The organism is Sphaerimonospora mesophila (assembly GCF_001417795.1).
GTDB classification, from domain to species: Bacteria; Actinomycetota; Actinomycetes; order Streptosporangiales; family Streptosporangiaceae; genus Sphaerimonospora; species Sphaerimonospora mesophila.
The window spans coordinates 297,670-314,808 of the sequence record NZ_BCBX01000036.1 but is presented as its reverse complement, the minus strand read 5'-3'; the positions used below and the strand labels follow the sequence as shown (position 1 = coordinate 314,808).

The window sequence follows — 17,139 nt, the reverse complement described above, 5'->3', positions numbered from 1 at the left end:
GGCGGACGGATTCTTCCTAATGGGGGCGGCCGATCCGCGCCCGAACACGCGGGATCAGTGCCTGACCGCGCCGTTCCGGAAATCCTCCCTGAGCCCCTCCCGGAGATCCTCGTGGAGATGCTGCAGCTCAGAGCGGATGTAGTCCCTTGTCGCTACCTCGCCGAGCGCCAGGCGCAGGGCCGCGATCTCGCGGAGGAGGTACTCGATCTCCGCCTGGTTGCGCTCGGCCCGCACCCGGTCCTGCTCGTACTGAATCCGGTCGCGGTCGGCCTGCCGGTTCTGCGCCAGCAGGATGAGCGGTGCCGCGTACGACGCCTGGAGCGAGAGCATCAGGGTCAGGAAGATGAACGGGTACGGATCGAACTTGATCGGCAGAAGGGTGTTCCACAGCAGCCAGACCGCGATGAACACCGTCATGTAGACGATGAACCGTGCGGTCCCCAGGAATCGGGCGATCCGCTCGGAAAGGCGTCCGAACGCCTCGGGGTCGTAGTAGGGCCGGATGCGGATAGCGGCCAACTCGCGTGGCTGGTCGAGTCGTTCAGTCATGTTTCTCCCGCCAGTCCTGCGGCAGCATGTGGTCCAGCACATCGTCGACGGTCACCGCGCCCAGCAGCCGCCCGTGCTCGTCCACGACGGGAACCGCGACCAGGTTGTACGTGGCGAGGTAACAGGCCACCTCGGGGATGGTGAACTCCGGCCTGATCGGGTCCACGGTGATGTCTATCACGCTGCCGAGCATGGTCGACGGCGGCTCTCTCAGCAGCCGCTGGAAGTGCGCCACACCGAGGAACCGGCCCGTCGGGGTCTCCCCTGGGGGACGGGTCACGTACACCTGGGCGGCGACGGCGGGCGTCTGCTCCTGCTGCCTGATGTGGGCGAGCGCCTCGGCGACCGTCGCCGTCGGGGGGAGGATCACCGGTTCGGTGGTCATCATGCCGCCCGCGGTGTGCTCCGCATAGGTCAGCAGCCGCCGTACCGGCGCGGCCTCCTCGGGCACCATCAGCCGCAGCAGCCCCTCCGCCTGGTCCTGCGGCAGCTCCTGCAGCAGGTCGGTGGCGTCGTCGGGGCTCATCGCCTCCAGCACATCGGCGGCCCGCTCGGGGTTCAGCCGGCTCAGCACGATCACCTGGTCTCGATCGGGCAGTTCCTCCAGCACATCGGCGAGCCGGTCGTCGTTGAGCGCCGAGGCCACCTCGGCCATCCGCTTGTCGGGCAGCTCGTGCAGCATGTTGGCCAGATCGGCCGGGCGCAGCGCCTCGAACGCGGCGAGGAGGTTGGCCGCGCCCTGGTCCTTCTGAGCCACGCCGAAGCCGGTGACCTCGTCCCAGTCCACGATGAGGGTTTCGCCCCTGCGCCGGGTGCCGCGCCGTACGGCGACCTTCGCGATCTGCCAGTCCGAAGGGCGGGGCTGCTCCATCGCGAGGTCCTGCACCGTCACCTGCTCGCCCTTGTACTCCACGGACAGGTCGAGCAGTTCGCCGATGGCGAGCGTCTCGGCTCTGCGCTGCTCGAACCGCCGCATGTTGAGCTTGCCCGTGAAGATCACCGCACCCGCCTCGATGCTGGTGATCCTGGTGATCGGAAGGAACACCCGACGGCGTGGCTGAACCTCGACCACGAACCCGTGCACCCGGGGCGGGAGCGGCCCGCGCAGCGAGACCACGACGTCGCGGATCCGGCCGATCTGGTCTCCGGCCGGATCGAAGACAGCGAGTCCCGCCAGCCGGGCCACGAAGATCCGATCCATCTGGTGCCCCTCCCGCCGATCTTCACCCCGTCGCGTCGCCCGGGGCGCGCCTCGCCGCGCTGTCGTCGTCACCCATCGCTCCGCTATGGCTACGGGCTCCTCCTCCGCCTCGCACCGCGCCGCACCTGGCACCGCGCCGTCCGGGCAGACCTCGTCTGCCGGGGCACTTGCCAGGGTACGCAAGGGTCGTCAGTGATGGGTGCGGCGGCACCGCCTGTCCGTCTGGCGAGCGCGGCATGCGTTATGACAGGATCAAATCCCACAATTGGTCATTACAGAGCGGGTGATGATGAGGGCTGTCAGCCTGTCGATCGCGGTCGTGTCGGCCTTCAGTTTCGGGTTCTCCGGACCGATGGCGAGGTTCCTCGGCGAGGCTGGGCTCAGCCCGCTGGAGGCGGTGTGGGTGCGCATGGCCGGGGCCGGGCTGGTCATGCTGCTCGTGCTGGCGATCGTCCGGCCGCGCGCACTGCGCATCCCACGCGACCGCCTGCCGTTCTTCGCGGCCTACGCCGTCATCGCGATCGCCGCGGTGCAGACCCTGTTCTTCTTCGTGATCACCAGGCTGCCCGTCGGGGTGGCGCTGCTCTTCGAGTTCACCTCGCCGGTGCTGGTCGTCGTCTGGGTGCGCCTCGTCCGCCGGGTGCGGTTGGCGCCGGCGGCCTATCTGGGCGCGCTCATCGCGGTCGTCGGCCTCGCCGTCGTGGTCGAGGTCTGGCAGGGCATGCGGCTGGACATGATCGGGGTGCTGGCCGCCCTCGCCTCGGCAGCCTGCTGCGCCGGATATTTCCTGATGAGCGATGGTTTTGGGGATGACGTCGACCCACTCGGCCTGATCTGCTGGGGCATGATCGGCGCAGCCGTGGTCCTGCTGCCCATCTCGCGTCCCTGGGACATCCCCTGGTCGGCCTTCACCCGGACCGCGGTCGTGGGCGACCACGCGCTGCCCGCGATCGGCGCCGCCGCCTGGATGATCCTGGTCGCCACGGTGGCGGCCTACATCACCGGCGTCACCGCCGTACGCAGGCTGTCGGCCGCCGTCGGTTCCACGGTCGCCTCGCTCGAGGTCATCGCGGGCGCCCTCATCGCCTGGGTGCTGCTCGGCGAACGTCTCGGCACCGCTCAGATAGTCGGAGGGCTCGTGGTGCTCTGCGGCGCGATGCTCGCCCAGACCGCGACCGTACGGCTGTCGCCCGTAACCGGCGAAGTCCCACTCAGCCAGTCGGTCTGAGCCGAACACTTTCACCGGAGGGCGTCGGTCAGGTCGCCTCGTTGTCGTAGGGCGGGATCTCGCCGAAGCCCAGTTCCGGGTTGACGGTCGGCGGCAGCGGGTCGCGGTCGATCGCGGCCGGGGCGTTCCAGTCCTTTTCGAGGTCGTCGAGCAGGTGCTTGCGTACGAAGTTCTTGGGGTTCAGATCGGTGGGGTCGAAGTTGGAGAACTCCGGCCCCAGGTTGGTCTGCAAATCGGCCTTGGCGTTGTTGGCCATCTGGCGGAGCTGTCGCAGCGTACGGCCGGCCTGCGCGGCGGCCTGCGGGAGCTTCTCCGGGCCGAACACGAGCAGGGCGATCACCACGAGCGCCAGCATCTCCGGCCAGCCCAGTCCGAACACGGTGTTCTCCTCCCCGCGGCAACGGCTGGCTCTCAGACTAATCGAGGGAGGAACCCCAGGTGCTCGCGCCCAGGAGGAACCGCCTGGGCCGTACGGACTCCTTGGGCCACCGAGACGTGAACGACCGGGCCCGCAGCCGGTCCCGGCCCGAAGTCAGGACGGCTGGACCGTCGGAACCGGGGCAGAGCCGATCGTCACCATGGCGGTCCGTTCCTCGCCGTCATGCCGGAACTTGATGCTCACCCTGTCGCCCGGTGCCTTGCTCCGGATGGTGACGATGAGTTCGCGGCTGCCGCCCACCGGCTGGCCGTCGACCTCCAGGATGATGTCCCCCGGCCGCAGGCCCGCCTTGTCGGCCGGGCCCCCGGCCGTGACCGACCCGCTCTGGTTCGCGATGCGGACACCCTGTCCCTGGTAGCTCTGGTCGATGCTGATGCCGATCCGCGAGGTCCGGGCCTTACCCGTCGTGATCAGTTCCTGGGCGATCCGGCGCACCTGGTTGGCGGGAATCGCGAACCCGAGCCCGATGCTGCCCGACTGCTGGCCCAGCAGCGAGCCCGCCCCCACGGTGGCGATCGCCGAGTTGACCCCGATCACCTCACCGGAGGCGTTGACCAGTGGGCCGCCGGAGTTGCCGGGGTTGATCGCCGCGTCGGTCTGGATCGCGTTGATCAGCGCGTAGTCGGAGCCGGTCGATCCGCCCGCCTCGACCGGCCGGTTGAGCGAGCTGACGATTCCGGTGGTCACCGTGCCGCTGAGGCCGAGCGGTGAGCCGATGGCGATGACCGGGTCGCCCACGACGACGCTGTCGGAGTTTCCGAGCGTCAGCTCCGGGGCGCCGACAGGGCTGTCGGGCTTAACCACGGCGATGTCCGAGTTGGGGTCGCGGCCGACGATCCTGGCGCTGGCGGACCTGTGGTCGTTGAAGCGGACGCGGATCTGTCCCGTCCCGGTGGCGACCGCGACCACGTGGTTGTTGGTCACGATGTAGCCGCCCTTGATGACGAAGCCCGACCCGGTGCCCGCCTCTCCGTTGCCCTTGACCTCGAGCGACACCACGCTCGGCAGGACCCTGGCCGCGACCCCCGCGACCGACTCCGGCGGTCGTGAGGTGGCCGCGCCGCGCGGCGACGGCAGGGTGTAACCGGGATCGATGCCCGACGACGGCCGGGTCAGCAGGAACGTGCCCCAGCTCGCCACGCCACCCGCCACCAGCGCGATGACCACGGCCAGCAGCGCTAACGCCGCCCCGCTCGGGCCGCGCCGCCGTACGGCCGCCTCGGGCTGCTCCGCGCCCCCGAACGGGCCGTACGCCCCGTGCTGTCCGTACGGACCCGGACCGTACGGACCCGGACCGCTGTACGGCTCCGGCGGCGGCGCCCATTGGGGGCCCAGGCCGTACGCGTTCTGCGGGGGCGGCGGATCACCGATCGGGCCGGTGGCCGCACCGCCCGGCGGAACTCCCGGTGCCCCTCCCTGTGGGCTCCCTGGCGGGTATCCGGGTGGATCGGCCGCCTGACCGCCCAGCGGCCCCCAGCCCGGCTCTTCGCGCTCGTAGGGGTCGTCGTAGCCGCCGCGGCCCCAGGCCTCCCCAGGCGTCCAGGAACCGCCGTACTCGTCCTGCCGCTCGTCCCGCTCGTCCTGCGGGCCCTGCTCGCCGTATTCGGCCGACCGGCGAGGAGGCAGGAACTCGGGCCGGTCCGACGCGTCCGAGGAACGCGTGTGATCGGTCATCGGGACACTCACTCCTCGCGCACGACGTCATCCGGCCGGAGAACACCGTCTAACGGTAAACCACCGGCGGGAAGTAGCGGTCAGCGGGAAAACCCGGGGGTGGCGCTTCGCGACGGGGTCGGTGAGATCTTCGCGGTCGGCACGAGGTGCTGGACCGGCGGGTTGACGAACCCCTCGCCGGGGACCGGCCGCTGGTGGGCGCCCGCCCCGTTCACCATGAACATCGTCCCGATGGCCATGGCGGCGGAGGCCACTCCCACCGCGACGTAGCCCGCCCGCCTGGCCCGGCCCGAACGTCCGGGTCCGGACGCGCCGGGGATCCGGCGTGGCCGGTTGTCCAGCGGGGCGACGCCGTGCATTCCCGGTAGTCCCCCGCCGGTGAAGGCGGGATGGTCGGGAAAGGGCCGCATCCGCGGCGGCAGCGGGCCACCCGGCTCCGACATCCGCAGCAGCGACATGGTGAGATCCGCGGGCATGGCCGGGGGATCCATCGCGCGGAGGCGGTTCTTCAGCGCTCTCATCGCCTCGACCTCGGCGCGGCAGTCCGCGCAGAACGTCAGATGCGCCAGCGCGCGTTCCCGTTCGGTGTGACCGAGTTCGCCGTCGATGAGCGCGGAGACGCGCTCGCCGAGATGACTCATTGTCCCTCCCTGCTGAACGAAGGGGGGGTTTGATCGTTCCTGTTGGCCGAGGGCGCCCGGTGGTCGAGCGCCTCCCGAAGCTGCGCCCGGCCCCGGTGGATGCGGCTGCGCACGGTGCCGAGCTTCACGCCCAGCGTCGCGGCGATCTCCTCGTACGAGAGCCCCTCGATGTCGCACAGCACGACGGCCGCCCGGAACTCGGGGGCCAGGGCGTCGAGTGCGGCCTGGATGTCGGGCTCCAGATGCGCGTCGTGGTAGGCCTGCGCCGGCGAGGGCTCCCGACCGTGCAGCCGCTCGGCCGCGTCGTCCGCCAACCCCTCGAAACGGATGCGCTGCCTGCGCCGGGCCATGTCGAGGAAGAGGTTCGTGGTGATCCGGTGCAGCCAGCCCTCGAACGTTCCCGGCGTGTAACTGGACAGGGATCGGAACACGCGGACGAAGACCTCCTGGGTGAGATCTTCGGCGTCATGAACGTTTCCGGTCAGACGGTAGGCCAGGCGGTAAACCCTGGCGGAATGCGTGCGGACCACCTCCTCCCATGTGGGAGGCGTCCAGTCGGACACCGAAGTCTCCGCCTGGTGGTCGTGGTCGTCGGCCACCGGCATTCCTCTCTGCAGGACTGTCGCTACAGCCATAGTGCCTGGTTTCGCCCCTTCCTGCGCACCCTCTGCCGAGCAGCCTTGAACAAAGACCGTTCAAAGCGTGCAACGTCCCCGTTGCGGCATGAGTTCCCGATCCGGGCCGACTCCCTTAGGCTGCGTCCCAGAAGGAAGCAGGGAGGGAGAGGCCGATGGCGACACCGGCCAGCCTGGAGTACGCGGAGGAGTTCGTTCCCGAGGACGACATCCTGCTGTCCGCGCGCCGGCGTGGCATCGAGGTCGGAGCACACCCGATCCTGCCCGGATGCGGTGCGGCGCTCTGCTTCCTCGCCACCGCGGTCCATGCCCGCTCGGTGGTGGAGGTCGGCACCGGCTGCGGCGTCTCGGGGCTGTGGCTGCTGCGTGGCATGCGCCCCGACGGCACGTTGACCAGTGTCGACGTGGAACGGGAACACCAGCGGATGGCCCGGCAGGCGTTCGCGGAGGCCGGTTTCTCCGGCAGCCGCATCCGCCTGATCGGGGGTCTCGCGCTCGACGTGCTGCCCCGCCTCGCCGACGGCGGTTACGACCTGGTCTTCTGCGACGCCGCCAAGCAGGAGTACATCGACTACCTCACCGAGTCGGTACGGCTGCTGCGCGCGGGCGGCGTGGTCGCCTTCCGCAACGCCTTCTGGCACGACCAGGTCGCCGATCCGACCCGGCGCGACCCGGACACGGTCGCGATGCGGGAGCTGGGCAAGCTGGTCAGGAACGACGACCGGCTGCGCCCGCTGCTGCTGCCGCTCGGCGACGGCCTGCTGGCCGCCATCAAGCTCGGCTGATCACTCCGCCGGTCGAGCCGTCAGGTAGCGAAGGAGCAGACGCACACCGAAGCCGGTGCCGCCTTTGGTGATCTCGGCTTCGTCCGCCGCCGCCCTGGCCGGTCCCGCGATGTCGAGATGGGCCCAGGGACGCCCCCCGGTGAACTCGCGCAGGAACAGCGCCGCGGTGATCGATCCCGCCGCGCCGGACATCTTCCGGTCCACGTTCGTCAGGTCCGCGATCTCGGAGTCGAGAGCGGACCGGTAGTCCTCCACGAGGGGCATCCGCCACAGCCGCTCCCCGCCGGCCTCCGCCGCCGCGAGCAGCTCGCCGGCCAGCGAGTCGTCGGTGGCGTAGAGCGCGGCGACCCGCTGACCGAGTGCCACCTTGGCCGCACCGGTCAGGGTGGCTATGTCGATCACCACGTCGGGGTCGAGTTCGGTGTCGGCGTAGGCCAGCGCGTCCGCCATCACGAGGCGGCCCTCGGCGTCGGTGTTCAGCACCTCGACCGTGCGCCCGCCGTACTGCCTGATGACGTCGCTCGGCCGCTGGGCCGATCCCGATATGGCGTTCTCGGCGCAGGCGACCAGCCCGGTCACCCGGACCGGCGCCGCGAAGGCGGACAGCGCGCTCATGGCGGCGATCACGGCGGCGCCGCCCGCCATGTCGGTCTTCATCGCCTTCATGCCCTCGTTGGGTTTGAGCGACAACCCTCCGGTGTCGAAGGTGATGCCCTTCCCGACGAGCACCACGTGAGCCCTCGCGCCCTCGGGCGCGTAGGAGAGCTCGACCAGCCGTGGCGGGCTGACCGATCCCTGCCCGACCGCGCGGATGCCGCCGAACGCCCCGAGCTCGGTCTCGTCCCAGATCCGTACGGCGAGGCCGGCGTCGGCGGCCACCGCCGCCGCCTGCTCGGCGAGCCAGGCCGGGGTCTTGACCGAGGCGGGCGTGTTGACGAGGTCCCGGGCCAGCGCGGTGGCGCGTGCGGTGGTCTCACCACGGCGCAGCGCGTCCTCCCGCCCACCGGCGAACAGGATCTCGCCGACGGGCCTGGTCCCGCCTTTGCCGATCGTGAACGTGTAGGTGGCCAGCAGCGCGCCTTCCGCCAACGCCGCGAGGTCCCCGCTCGGAGGGACGACGACGGCCAGCGAGGCGCGGCCCCTGGCCTTCCTGGCGATGGCCGCTCCCGCCTTGCGCAGGGCGCCGGCCTCGCAGTCGCCCGTGCCGTACAGCAGGAGACGGCCGACGCCGTCACCGAGCGCGAACGGCACCTCGAAGACCTCTCCGGCCTCTCCCTTGGCCTCGTAATGGGCGAGCAACGCGCTCGCGGGCACCGGCAGCTCGACAGGCGGCGCTCCCGGCGTCGATGCATCGACGCCGAGCACGAGATCGGTCCCGAAGGGCACGGCGACGAGCTCCCGGCCCGCGACCGCGTCCTGGGCCGGGGCGAAGGCGAGCGTGGTCTCGATGGGCAAGTAAAACCTCCAGCAAACGGAGCGGCCCCGGCGCTTGGGGATCCCGCTGCACTCCCCTGCGCCGGGGCCTGAATCTACAGTCGGCTCGGGGTCAGCCGACCACGTTCTTCAGCGCGTCGCCGAGGGCGCTGGCCTCGTCCGCCGACAGCTCGACGACGAGTCGGCCACCACCCTCAAGCGGGACTCGCATGACGATGCCCCGTCCTTCCTTGGTGACCTCCAGCGGACCGTCGCCGGTCCGCGGCTTCATCGCCGCCATGCGTGTATCCCTTCCCGCGTTGTCGGCCGCCCCGTGGGGTAACCCATGGGGTAACCGGCGTATTCACGTTTCTGTGATGTCTTATTATCCCGCCTCCGGGCTCAAAAAGGTAACGCCCCGGCTCCGTTCAGTGGATCAATGCTGCTTCGTCCGCGTTGTGACCGACGGCTTCTGACCGCACACTAGAGGGGATGAACGCCCGAGCCGCCCTCTTCGATCTCTATGGTGACCACCTCCGCCACCGGGGTGGCCGTGCCTCTGTCGCCGCGCTCGTACGCCTGCTCGCACCGCTCGACATCGCCGCCCCGGCCGTCCGTACCGCGATCTCCCGCATGGTGCGCCAGGGCTGGCTCGACCCCGTACGGCTCCCGCAGGGGCCGGGGTACGCGGCCACGCCGAAGTGCGAGCGCCGCCTCGACGAGACCGCCGCGCGGATCTACCGAATGGGCAGGACGACGTGGTCGGGTCGTTGGCATGTCCTGGTGATCGAGCCGATCAGGGAGCGCGCCAGGCGCGAACGGCTCCGGGCCGACCTGACCTTCCTCGGTTACGCGCCGCTGGCGGAGACGACCTGGATCGGGCCGTGGTCCTCGCCGGAGCTCGACGAGCTGCGCGTTCCGGCTCATCGGTTCGAGGCGGCGTTCGAAGGCGACCCCCGAACTCTGCTGGCCCGCGCGTGGGACCTCGACGGGATCGCCGAGGCCTACCGGGACTGGCTGGCCGGCGCGGTCGAGCTCGTCGGCTCCCTGCCCGACGACGCTCCGGACGACCGGGTCTTCGCGGTTCGCAGCCGGCTCCTGCACGGCTGGCGCAACTTCCTGTTCCGCGATCCCGGACTGCCCGCCGAGCTGCTGCCGTCCGGCTGGCCCGGCGACGAGGCCCGCGCCTTCTTCGAGCGGGAGGCCACCCGGCTGCTGCCCGCCGCCGCCGCTTTCGTCGACCGAAACCTCAAGATGTGACGGGGTGACGCGAGTCGCCGCGGAGACCGCCGACCTCCGCGCGCACCCAGCAGTCGGCGATGTGGTCGTTCACCAGGCCGATGGCCTGCATCAGCGCATAAGCCGTGGTGGGGCCGACGAACCGGAAGCCGTGTCTCCTGAGCTCCTTGGCCAGGGCCGTCGAGGCCGGTGTCCTGGCCGGGACGTCGGCCAGGGTTTCCGGCGGCGTCCCCGGCTCCTCGGCATACCGCCAGACCAGGTCGGACAGCCCTCCGGGCAGTTCCGACGCCACCCGGGCGTTGGCGATGGCCGCGTCTATCTTGGCGCGGTTGCGCACGATGCCGGGGTCGGCCATCAGCCGTGTCACGTCCGCCTCGTCGAACTCCGCCACCGCCGGGATGGAGAACCCGGCGAAGGCCGTCCGGAAGTTCTCCCGCTTGCGCAGGATCGTCAGCCACGACAGTCCCGACTGGAAGGCCTCCAGCGTCAGCCGTTCGTACACTCCGTCGTCCCCGCGGACCGGGCGGCCCCATTCGTCGTCGTGATAGGCCGCGTAGTCGGGCGCCGAGTCGGCCCAGCCGCAGCGGATCACCACGCCTCCTCCGCGTCCGCCCGGTCGTCCTCCCAGTCCGCGGCCGTGGACGGGGCGTCCGGCTCACGCCGGATGCGAGACGGCAGGGCGGCACGCGCCTCCTGAAGCGCCTGTATCCGCCCGGCCGTCAACTCGGTCACGCGCCGCTCCAGCACGGCGATCCGCGTGTCACGCTCGCTGAGCGCGGTCGAGACCCGTCGCAGCGTCTCGTCGACCGCCTCGGTGTTGTAGCCCACGATGCTGATCGGAAGCCGCAGCGCGGCCAGGTCCGCCGCGGTCATCCGGCCGACATCGGGCAGGTCGAGCGGCGGCACGTCAGGGGGGAACTCCGCCATTTCACCGCCGTGTCCGAGGGAGGCCATCACCACGCATCCGACGACAGCGATTCCGGCGATGGCGAGTACGACCAGCACATACGCATCGTGCCACAACTCCTATCCACACGAGCCGTGAAGCCCGACCCCGCCCCGCCCCACCCCACCCGTGATCTTGCGAATTCTTGCAAGTCGCCTCGGTGACCTGCGCAGACCCATTTCGTGATCTTGCAGAAGCTCGCACACAGACCATCTGACGTGCGCCGAGACATCAGTTGATCTTACAGTGGGTCTGGAGTGCAAGATCACGAAAGCCGTTTTCGCAGTTCAGCGGATAGGTGTGCGAGAAACTGCAAGATCACGAACGCGAAATGCCTGCTCACGATGGGGACCTGCGAGCATTCGCAAGATCACGGCATGGGGGGTGGGGGGAGAGACCCTAGCAGCCGCTCTTGGCGCATGCTCCGGGAATCGTACCGGCCGGGCCGTCCGCCAGGTCGGAGCCGTCGGCGGCGGAACCCGTCGAACCGGAACCCTTCGAACCGGAGCCCTTCGATCCGGAGTTCGTCGAACCGGAACCCTTGGAGGCGGAGCCGGAGCCCGCCTGGTCCTGGCCGGTTGCGCCTCCCGGCTTGCTCGCGGCGCCGTCACCGCCGCTCTTGTCGGCGCCCGCCCCGGAGCCGCCCGATGCCTCTGAACCGTTCGCGGCGCCGGAGCCCGCGTCGTCGGCCCCGCCGGGCGCCTCGGCCTGGTCACCGCCCCCACCGCCGGATTCGTCGGCCGCGTCCTGATCTCCGCCCGCCTGATCGGCGCCGGCCTGCCCGGCGGAATCCCGATCGGCCCCCGGCTGATCGGGTGCGGTGGACACCGAGCCCTTGTCGGCGCCGTCGGACCCGGTCAGTACGGAATATCCGACGCCCCCGGCGGCCAGCACGGCGACCAGGGCCGAGGCGGCGATGACAAGGGTCTTCTTGCTCATGGACGTGGAATCGTCCGCCGGCCCGGAGAGGATCTCCGTCCGGCCGTGATCTGCATGGCTCGTCTGAGAACGGACGTGCCCTCGCATGTGAAACAGCTCCCTGCGGTCGTTTCGGGGGAAACCTCCCTGGTCACGCCCTGGGGATCCGCACGGCGGCGAGGTCCCGGGCGCTTCGCGGCTTCCGCGGGTGGCTGCCTACACTAACCACACGAGTGGACAAATCGCACATTAACCCCTAAAGAATCATGAACCTACTCGCCAAGCTCCTCCCCGGTGGGCCGCAGGCTCGGGCCCGGCCGCTGCAGCAGGTCGAGCGCCTCCTCGACGGTGGTGGCCCAGGAGATCCCGTCGAAGACGTTCGGCCGGGTGAACCCCTGCTCGTACATCCCGTCGACGAGGTCGCGCAACGGTCCGTAGAGGCCCCACGGGTCGAGCACGACCAGCGGGCGGTCGTGGAGGCCGAGCACGCGGGTGGTCCAGATCTCGAACAGCTCCTCCAGCGTGCCGATGCCACCCGGCAGGACGAGGAACGCGTCGGCTCGGGCGTCCATGACGCCCTTGCGCTCCCGCATGTCCGCCGTGACGATCAACTCGTCGGCGTCGGTGTCGGCGATCTCGATGTCCACCAGGGCCTGCGGGATCACTCCCACCGTGTGGCCGCCGCCCTTGCGTACGGCCCTGGCGACCTCCCCCATGCAGGAGACGATCGCCCCTCCGCTGACCAGGCCGTGTCCACGCCGGGCCAGCTCCGCCCCCACGTCCGCGGCCAGGTCGAGATATCTGCGATCGATCTTCTGGCTGGATGAGCAGTACACGCAGACGAACACCGTGACGCCCTAACGATCGCCGTTGCGGTGGGACGTCTCGGTGATGATCCGTACGGCCTCGTCGGGATCGTCGGTCACCGAGAGGAGATCGACGTCACCCGGGGAGATCTTGCCGGTCTTCATCAGCGTGCCGCGGATCCAGTCCAGCAGCGGCCCCCAGAAGTCCGATCCCATCAAGACCACCGGGAACGAGGTGACCTTGTGCGTCTGGACGAGGGTAAGCGCCTCGAACAGCTCGTCGAGCGTGCCGAACCCTCCGGGCAGCGCGATGAACCCGCAGGCGTACTTGGTGAACATCGTCTTGCGCACGAAGAAGTAGCGGAACTCCACGCCGAGATTGACGTAGTCGTTGAGGCGCTGCTCGTGGGGCAGCTCGATGCCCAGTCCGACGGAGACGCCGCCGGCCTCCATCGCGCCCTTGTTGGCCGCCTCCATGAGGCCGGGACCGCCCCCGGTGATCACGGCGAAGCCCGCGCGGGCCAGCGCCGTGCCGAGCCGTACGCCGAGTTCGTAGTCGGGGCTGTCCGGCGCGACGCGGGCGGAGCCGAAGACGGTCACCGCCGTGGGCAGATCGGCGAGGGTGCCGAACCCCTCGACGAACTCCGCCTGGATGCGCAGGACCCGCCATGGGTCCTCATGCAGCCACCCCGTGGGCCCCTTGCGGTCGAGCAGGCGCTGGTCGTAGGTGGATTTGGGAACGAGGTCGCCGCGGACCAGTGACGGCCCCTGGCGGCGTTCGGGTTGTTGGGGATTCATATTTTTCCACGCTAGTCGACGGAGGCGAACAATCTTGAAACCGTACGGAACCGGGAGCGGAGGTGGCGCCGTCTAAGAGACGAGGGTGCTGCTCGGGACCGAAAGCGGCTTTCCCCGTCTAATGGCCGGCGAGGAAAGCCGCTTTCGTCTTGCTACGACCTGGTCTCATGTGGTCAGCCAGTCGACCATGCGGCGCTCGCACTCCTCGATCTTCGCCAGACCGACGTGCTCGCCGCTCGTGTGCGCGAGATTGGGGTCGCCCGGCCCGCAGTTGACCGCCGGCATCCCGAGAGCCGAGAACCGGGCCACGTCGGTCCAGCCCAGCTTGGCCCGCGGCACGCCGCCGAGCGCCGCGGCGAAGGCGGCGGCCACGGGGTGGGTCAGCCCGGGACGGGCGCCGGGGGCGCCGTCGGTGAGCCGGACCTCGAACCCGTCGAACACCTCGCGGACGTGATCGAATGCCTCATCGAGGGTGCGATCCGGGGCGAACCGGTAGTTGACCGTCACCGCGCACTCGTCCGGGATGACGTTGCCCGCGACCCCGCCGCGTACGGCCACCGCGTTCAGTCCCTCGCGATACTCCAGGCCGTCGACGACGGGCCGGCGCGGCTCGTAGCGGTCCAGCACGTCGATGATCGGTTTGATCGCGTGGATGGCGTTGACGCCCTCCCACGATCGTGCGCTGTGCGCCCGGACGCCGCGGGCCACGACCTCGACCCGCAGCGTGCCCTGGCAGCCTCCCTCGATCAGCCCGTCGGTCGGCTCCATGACGACCGCGAAGTCGCCGGTCAGCCAGTCCGGGTGCTCGCGGGTCAGCCGCAGCAGGCCGCTGCGCTCCGCCTCGATCTCCTCGCACTCGTAGAAGACGAAGGTCAGATCCCGGTTCGGGTTCTCCAGCAGGCAGAGCTTGAGCTGAACGGCGACGCCGCTCTTCATGTCAGAGGAGCCGCAGCCGTAGAGAACCCCGTCGGCCACCCGGCTCGGCAGGTTGCCGGCCACCGGAACGGTGTCGATATGCCCGGCGATCACGATCCGCTCGGCGCGCCCGAGGTCGGTGCGGGCCACGATGTTCTGGCCGACCCGGCGAACGGTCAGGTGGCCCAGGGGGAGCAGGGCCTCCTCAATCGCGTCGGCGAGCGCCTTCTCGTCGCCGCTCACTGACTCGATGTCCACCAGTTGCGCCGTCAGCGCGCCCACATCCTGTGCAAGGTCAAGCCGCATGCCCCCTGACCCTAGCGTCTCGCGGTCAGGCGATCTGTACGGCCCCGACGGCCTTGCCCCCCTCCTTGCCATCCTTCTGCCAGCCGTCGTGACCGGTGGCCGCCGTCCAGGTGACCCCGCCGTAGCGCACCTTCCGCAGGCCGTACTTCTGCGCGTGCGCGACGTACCAGGTGGCGATCACCCAGCCGCGCTTGGGCGAGGAGTCGTCGCCGAGCTCCCGCAGGAGCTGCTTCCGCGCGGCCTTGGGCTGTGGGGCGACCGAGTCGTCCGGCGGCGGATACCAGCAGTGCACCGCCTGGGGCACCCGGCCGGTGAACGCGGCGGACAGGATTTTCGCGGCCGGCTCGTGCTGGGCGTACGCCGAGCCGTCTGCCGAGCGCTGTACGGCCTGGGCCGCGTCGTGCAGCGGCAGGGTCCGATAGCGCTTGACCTTCTCCAGCGCGGCGAAGAACTTCCTGGTCGCGTAGACGGGATCCTGGAGCTGGGCGGACGTGCCCCAGCCCATGGACGGCCGCTGCTGGAACACGCCGACCGAGTCGCGGTCGCCGTACGGCAGGTTCGCCAGCTTCGACTCCTGGATGGCGGTCACGTAGGCGATCTGCAGCGCCCGCTCCGACAGCCCGCGCCGGATCGCGATGGCCGCGATCGTGGCGGCGATCTGCGTCTGCTCGACGTCGAGGTCGAGCGTCCCGTCCGGGGTCTTGATGATGCAGTGTTCGCCCTGGGCGAACGGCCGGGCCTTCTTCAGCAGGTGATAGACGCCATAGTAGATGCCGCCTCCCAGCAGGGCGACGATGACCACAATGGTCAGAGCGGTTCGGGACGTGCGTCTGCTCACGTTCCAGAACTTACCTCCAGCGTCAGGGGAGGCGCTCCACGGAGATCGAGCCGGGGGGCAGCGGGCGGGCGTGGGACGAGGTCCACTGGCCGCCATGGAAGCGATGGAAGGACAGATGGCGGCCGTCGCCGGCCCGGTAGTCGGCGAAGTCGAGCAGGCCGCGATCGGGGAACCCCGTCACTCCCTCGGAGCGGAAGGACGCGGTGCCGCGGTCGACGGGGTAGAACTCGACCCCTTCCACGATCAGCATGTGCTTTGCCGGGACCATGCCCTGGGTGGGCACCTCGGTCCACAGCATGACCTCCAGATGGCCGGGCACGCCCTCCGCCGGGCCCGGCCGTTCCTTCACCGACAGCCGCTGGTAGCGCCGCGTGCCGTCGTCCAGCAGGTATTCGGTCCACTGGTCGCCCTGCCGTCCCAGGTGCAGCGCGCCGAGGACCCGCAGCCGCGCGGCCTGTACGTAGACGGTGTCGCCCACCCTGATCGTCCTGGGATCGAAGTAGTCGGGATCGTCGACGGAGACCCCGCCGGCGCCCCCCTCGGACTCGTCCGGCGACGAGGGCACGGGGACCGTGGACGACACGCGGTCCCGTCGCGAACTCGCGATTAAAGCACCCAAAACCACAACAATTGTGGCAAAGCTCAACACGAGCACGACCGCTGTCGCCATGCCGCGCGATCCTACTGGAGCCTCATGCGAGCCGCATTACGGCGGTGTCGACCCGCTCGTCCGTGGCGGTGATCGCGACCCGGATGTGAGAGCGACCGGCGTCCCCGTAGAAGTCGCCCGGCGCCACCAGGATGCCCTTCTCGGCGAGCGCGCGCACCTGGTCCCAGCAGTCGGCGCCGTTGGTCGCCCAGAGATAGAGCCCGGCCGCCGAATGTTCGATCCGCCAGCCCGCCCGCTCAAGCGCCGGGCGCAGCACGGCCCGGCGCCGGGCGTACCGCTCCCGCTGCTCCAGCGCGTGCCGGTCGTCGTCGAGCGCGGCGGCCATCGCGGCCTGGACCGGCGCGGGCATCATCATGCCGGCGTGCTTGCGCACCTCGAGCAGGCGCTTGACGAGCCGGGAGTCCCCCGCGACGAACCCGGCGCGATATCCGGCGAGGTTCGACCGCTTCGACAGCGAGTGGACCGCCAGCAGGCCCTCCTGCGATCCGCCGCACACGTCCGGATGGAGGATCGAGATCGGCTGTTCCTCCCAGCCCAGCTCGATGTAGCACTCGTCGGAGGCCACGATCGCGCCGCGCTCGCGCGCCCATGCGACGACCTTGCGCAGATGCTCGGCGGGCAGCACCTTGCCCGTCGGATTGGACGGGGAGTTGACCCACACAAGCGGCACGCGCTCGGGTCCCAGCGCCAGCAGCCCATCCGAGGCGTACGGCTCGGCCCCGGCGATCCTGGCCCCGACGTCGTAGGTGGGATAGGCCAGCTCGGGGAACACGACGCGTTCGCCGGGACGCACGCCGAGCAGCGTCGGCAGCCAGGCCACCAGCTCCTTGGAGCCGATCGTCGGGAGGATGTCCGCCGGATCGACGGTCACCCCGTGTCGGCGGCGCAGCCACCCCGCGGCCGCCTGACGCAGCCGCGGGGTTCCGTACGTCAGGGGATAACCGGGGCTGTCGGCCGCCTCGGCCAGTGCCGTACGGATGACGGGGGGCACCGGGTCCACCGGGGTGCCGACCGACAGGTCGACGATCCCGTCGGGATGCGCCCGCGCCAGTTTCTGGTACGGCACCAGCCGATCCCATGGGAAGTCCGGCAACGCGATCAAGGAAATCCCCTCGTCAGTGTGGTGCTCATCGATGCG

Annotated in this window: 20 protein-coding genes; 3 read left to right on the top strand and 17 right to left on the bottom strand. The window is 70.2% G+C overall.

Features of this window, described 5'->3' with window-relative positions; translation table 11 throughout:
• Nucleotides 1-54: 54 nt before the first annotated feature.
• Together AP234_RS17325 and AP234_RS17320 are read right to left on the bottom strand one after the other, a co-directional pair.
• Complete coding sequence (locus AP234_RS17325) at nt 55-549, bottom strand: DUF1003 domain-containing protein (RefSeq protein ID WP_055480682.1); 495 nt, start codon at nt 547-549, stop codon at nt 55-57.
• A complete protein-coding gene (locus AP234_RS17320) occupies nt 542-1,750 on the bottom strand; it encodes a magnesium transporter MgtE N-terminal domain-containing protein (protein ID WP_055480681.1) in 1,209 nt (402 codons plus the stop codon). Before AP234_RS17320 ends, AP234_RS17325 begins: the two co-directional genes overlap by 8 nt.
• 286 nt (nt 1,751-2,036) lie before the next feature.
• Between AP234_RS17320 and AP234_RS17315 the strand changes: the two genes are divergently transcribed.
• Entirely contained in the window at nt 2,037-2,978 is a 942-nt protein-coding gene (locus tag AP234_RS17315; RefSeq protein WP_235558209.1) for an EamA family transporter, read from the top strand.
• A gap of 28 nt (nt 2,979-3,006) precedes the next feature.
• On the opposite strand, the gene AP234_RS17310 is transcribed toward AP234_RS17315, so the two are convergent.
• The 4 genes from AP234_RS17310 to sigE form a co-directional block, all read right to left on the bottom strand.
• Nucleotides 3,007-3,357 (bottom strand): sec-independent translocase, encoded by a 351-nt coding sequence (locus tag AP234_RS17310; protein ID WP_055480680.1) that lies wholly within the window; start codon nt 3,355-3,357, stop codon nt 3,007-3,009.
• Nucleotides 3,358-3,510: 153 nt separating this feature from the next.
• Complete coding sequence (locus AP234_RS17305; protein WP_055480679.1) at nt 3,511-5,091, bottom strand: trypsin-like peptidase domain-containing protein; 1,581 nt, start codon at nt 5,089-5,091, stop codon at nt 3,511-3,513.
• Between the two features lie 80 nt (nt 5,092-5,171).
• Nucleotides 5,172-5,732, bottom strand: a complete 561-nt coding sequence (locus tag AP234_RS17300) for an anti-sigma factor family protein (RefSeq protein WP_055480678.1) — start codon at nt 5,730-5,732, stop codon at nt 5,172-5,174.
• Complete coding sequence (gene sigE, locus AP234_RS17295; RefSeq protein WP_055480677.1) at nt 5,729-6,337, bottom strand: RNA polymerase sigma factor SigE; 609 nt, start codon at nt 6,335-6,337, stop codon at nt 5,729-5,731. Before sigE ends, AP234_RS17300 begins: the two co-directional genes overlap by 4 nt.
• A 185-nt stretch (nt 6,338-6,522) precedes the next feature.
• On the opposite strand from sigE, the gene AP234_RS17290 reads away from it, so the two are divergent.
• Nucleotides 6,523-7,152, top strand: a complete 630-nt coding sequence (locus AP234_RS17290) for an O-methyltransferase (protein WP_055480676.1) — start codon at nt 6,523-6,525, stop codon at nt 7,150-7,152.
• Here AP234_RS17290 and AP234_RS17285 read toward each other — a convergent pair whose 3' ends face one another.
• Complete coding sequence (locus AP234_RS17285) at nt 7,153-8,607, bottom strand: leucyl aminopeptidase (protein ID WP_055480675.1); 1,455 nt, start codon at nt 8,605-8,607, stop codon at nt 7,153-7,155.
• 91 nt (nt 8,608-8,698) lie between these two features.
• Nucleotides 8,699-8,866 carry a DUF3117 domain-containing protein gene (locus AP234_RS35065; RefSeq protein WP_083502187.1) on the bottom strand — a complete coding sequence of 56 codons (168 nt, stop codon included), beginning with the start codon at nt 8,864-8,866 and terminating at the stop codon, nt 8,699-8,701.
• A gap of 191 nt (nt 8,867-9,057) precedes the next feature.
• On the opposite strand from AP234_RS35065, the gene AP234_RS17280 reads away from it, so the two are divergent.
• On the top strand, nt 9,058-9,825 hold the full coding sequence (locus tag AP234_RS17280; protein WP_055480674.1) for a PaaX family transcriptional regulator C-terminal domain-containing protein: 768 nt from the start codon (nt 9,058-9,060) through the stop codon (nt 9,823-9,825).
• Here the strand turns inward: AP234_RS17280 and AP234_RS17275 are convergent.
• The 9 genes from AP234_RS17275 to dapC all read right to left on the bottom strand — a co-directional run bounded on the left by AP234_RS17275 (nt 9,815) and on the right by dapC (nt 17,103).
• Nucleotides 9,815-10,399, bottom strand: a complete 585-nt coding sequence (locus tag AP234_RS17275; RefSeq protein WP_083502186.1) for a DNA-3-methyladenine glycosylase I — start codon at nt 10,397-10,399, stop codon at nt 9,815-9,817. The genes AP234_RS17280 and AP234_RS17275 overlap by 11 nt on opposite strands.
• A complete protein-coding gene (locus tag AP234_RS17270) occupies nt 10,393-10,809 on the bottom strand; it encodes a hypothetical protein (protein WP_152990460.1) in 417 nt (138 codons plus the stop codon). The genes AP234_RS17275 and AP234_RS17270 overlap by 7 nt, the downstream gene beginning before the upstream one ends.
• A gap of 340 nt (nt 10,810-11,149) precedes the next feature.
• Nucleotides 11,150-11,689 (bottom strand): hypothetical protein, encoded by a 540-nt coding sequence (locus AP234_RS37280; RefSeq protein ID WP_055480671.1) that lies wholly within the window; start codon nt 11,687-11,689, stop codon nt 11,150-11,152.
• A gap of 251 nt (nt 11,690-11,940) precedes the next feature.
• A complete protein-coding gene (locus AP234_RS17260; protein ID WP_055480670.1) occupies nt 11,941-12,516 on the bottom strand; it encodes a TIGR00730 family Rossman fold protein in 576 nt (191 codons plus the stop codon).
• 9 nt (nt 12,517-12,525) lie between these two features.
• Nucleotides 12,526-13,272, bottom strand: coding sequence for a TIGR00730 family Rossman fold protein (locus AP234_RS17255; RefSeq protein WP_055480669.1), 747 nt, complete (start codon nt 13,270-13,272; stop codon nt 12,526-12,528).
• A 165-nt stretch (nt 13,273-13,437) separates the two neighbouring features.
• On the bottom strand, nt 13,438-14,493 hold the full coding sequence (gene dapE / locus AP234_RS17250; RefSeq protein ID WP_055480668.1) for a succinyl-diaminopimelate desuccinylase: 1,056 nt from the start codon (nt 14,491-14,493) through the stop codon (nt 13,438-13,440).
• A gap of 25 nt (nt 14,494-14,518) precedes the next feature.
• The gene (locus AP234_RS17245) at nt 14,519-15,331 is read right to left on the bottom strand and encodes a hypothetical protein (protein WP_200926559.1); all 813 of its coding nucleotides are present in this window, start codon (nt 15,329-15,331) and stop codon (nt 14,519-14,521) included.
• Between the two features lie 22 nt (nt 15,332-15,353).
• Nucleotides 15,354-15,914, bottom strand: a complete 561-nt coding sequence (locus AP234_RS17240) for a DUF4178 domain-containing protein (RefSeq protein ID WP_235558208.1) — start codon at nt 15,912-15,914, stop codon at nt 15,354-15,356.
• A 109-nt stretch (nt 15,915-16,023) separates the two neighbouring features.
• On the bottom strand, nt 16,024-17,103 hold the full coding sequence (gene dapC / locus AP234_RS17235) for a succinyldiaminopimelate transaminase (RefSeq protein WP_055480666.1): 1,080 nt from the start codon (nt 17,101-17,103) through the stop codon (nt 16,024-16,026).
• Nucleotides 17,104-17,139 lie beyond the last annotated feature (36 nt).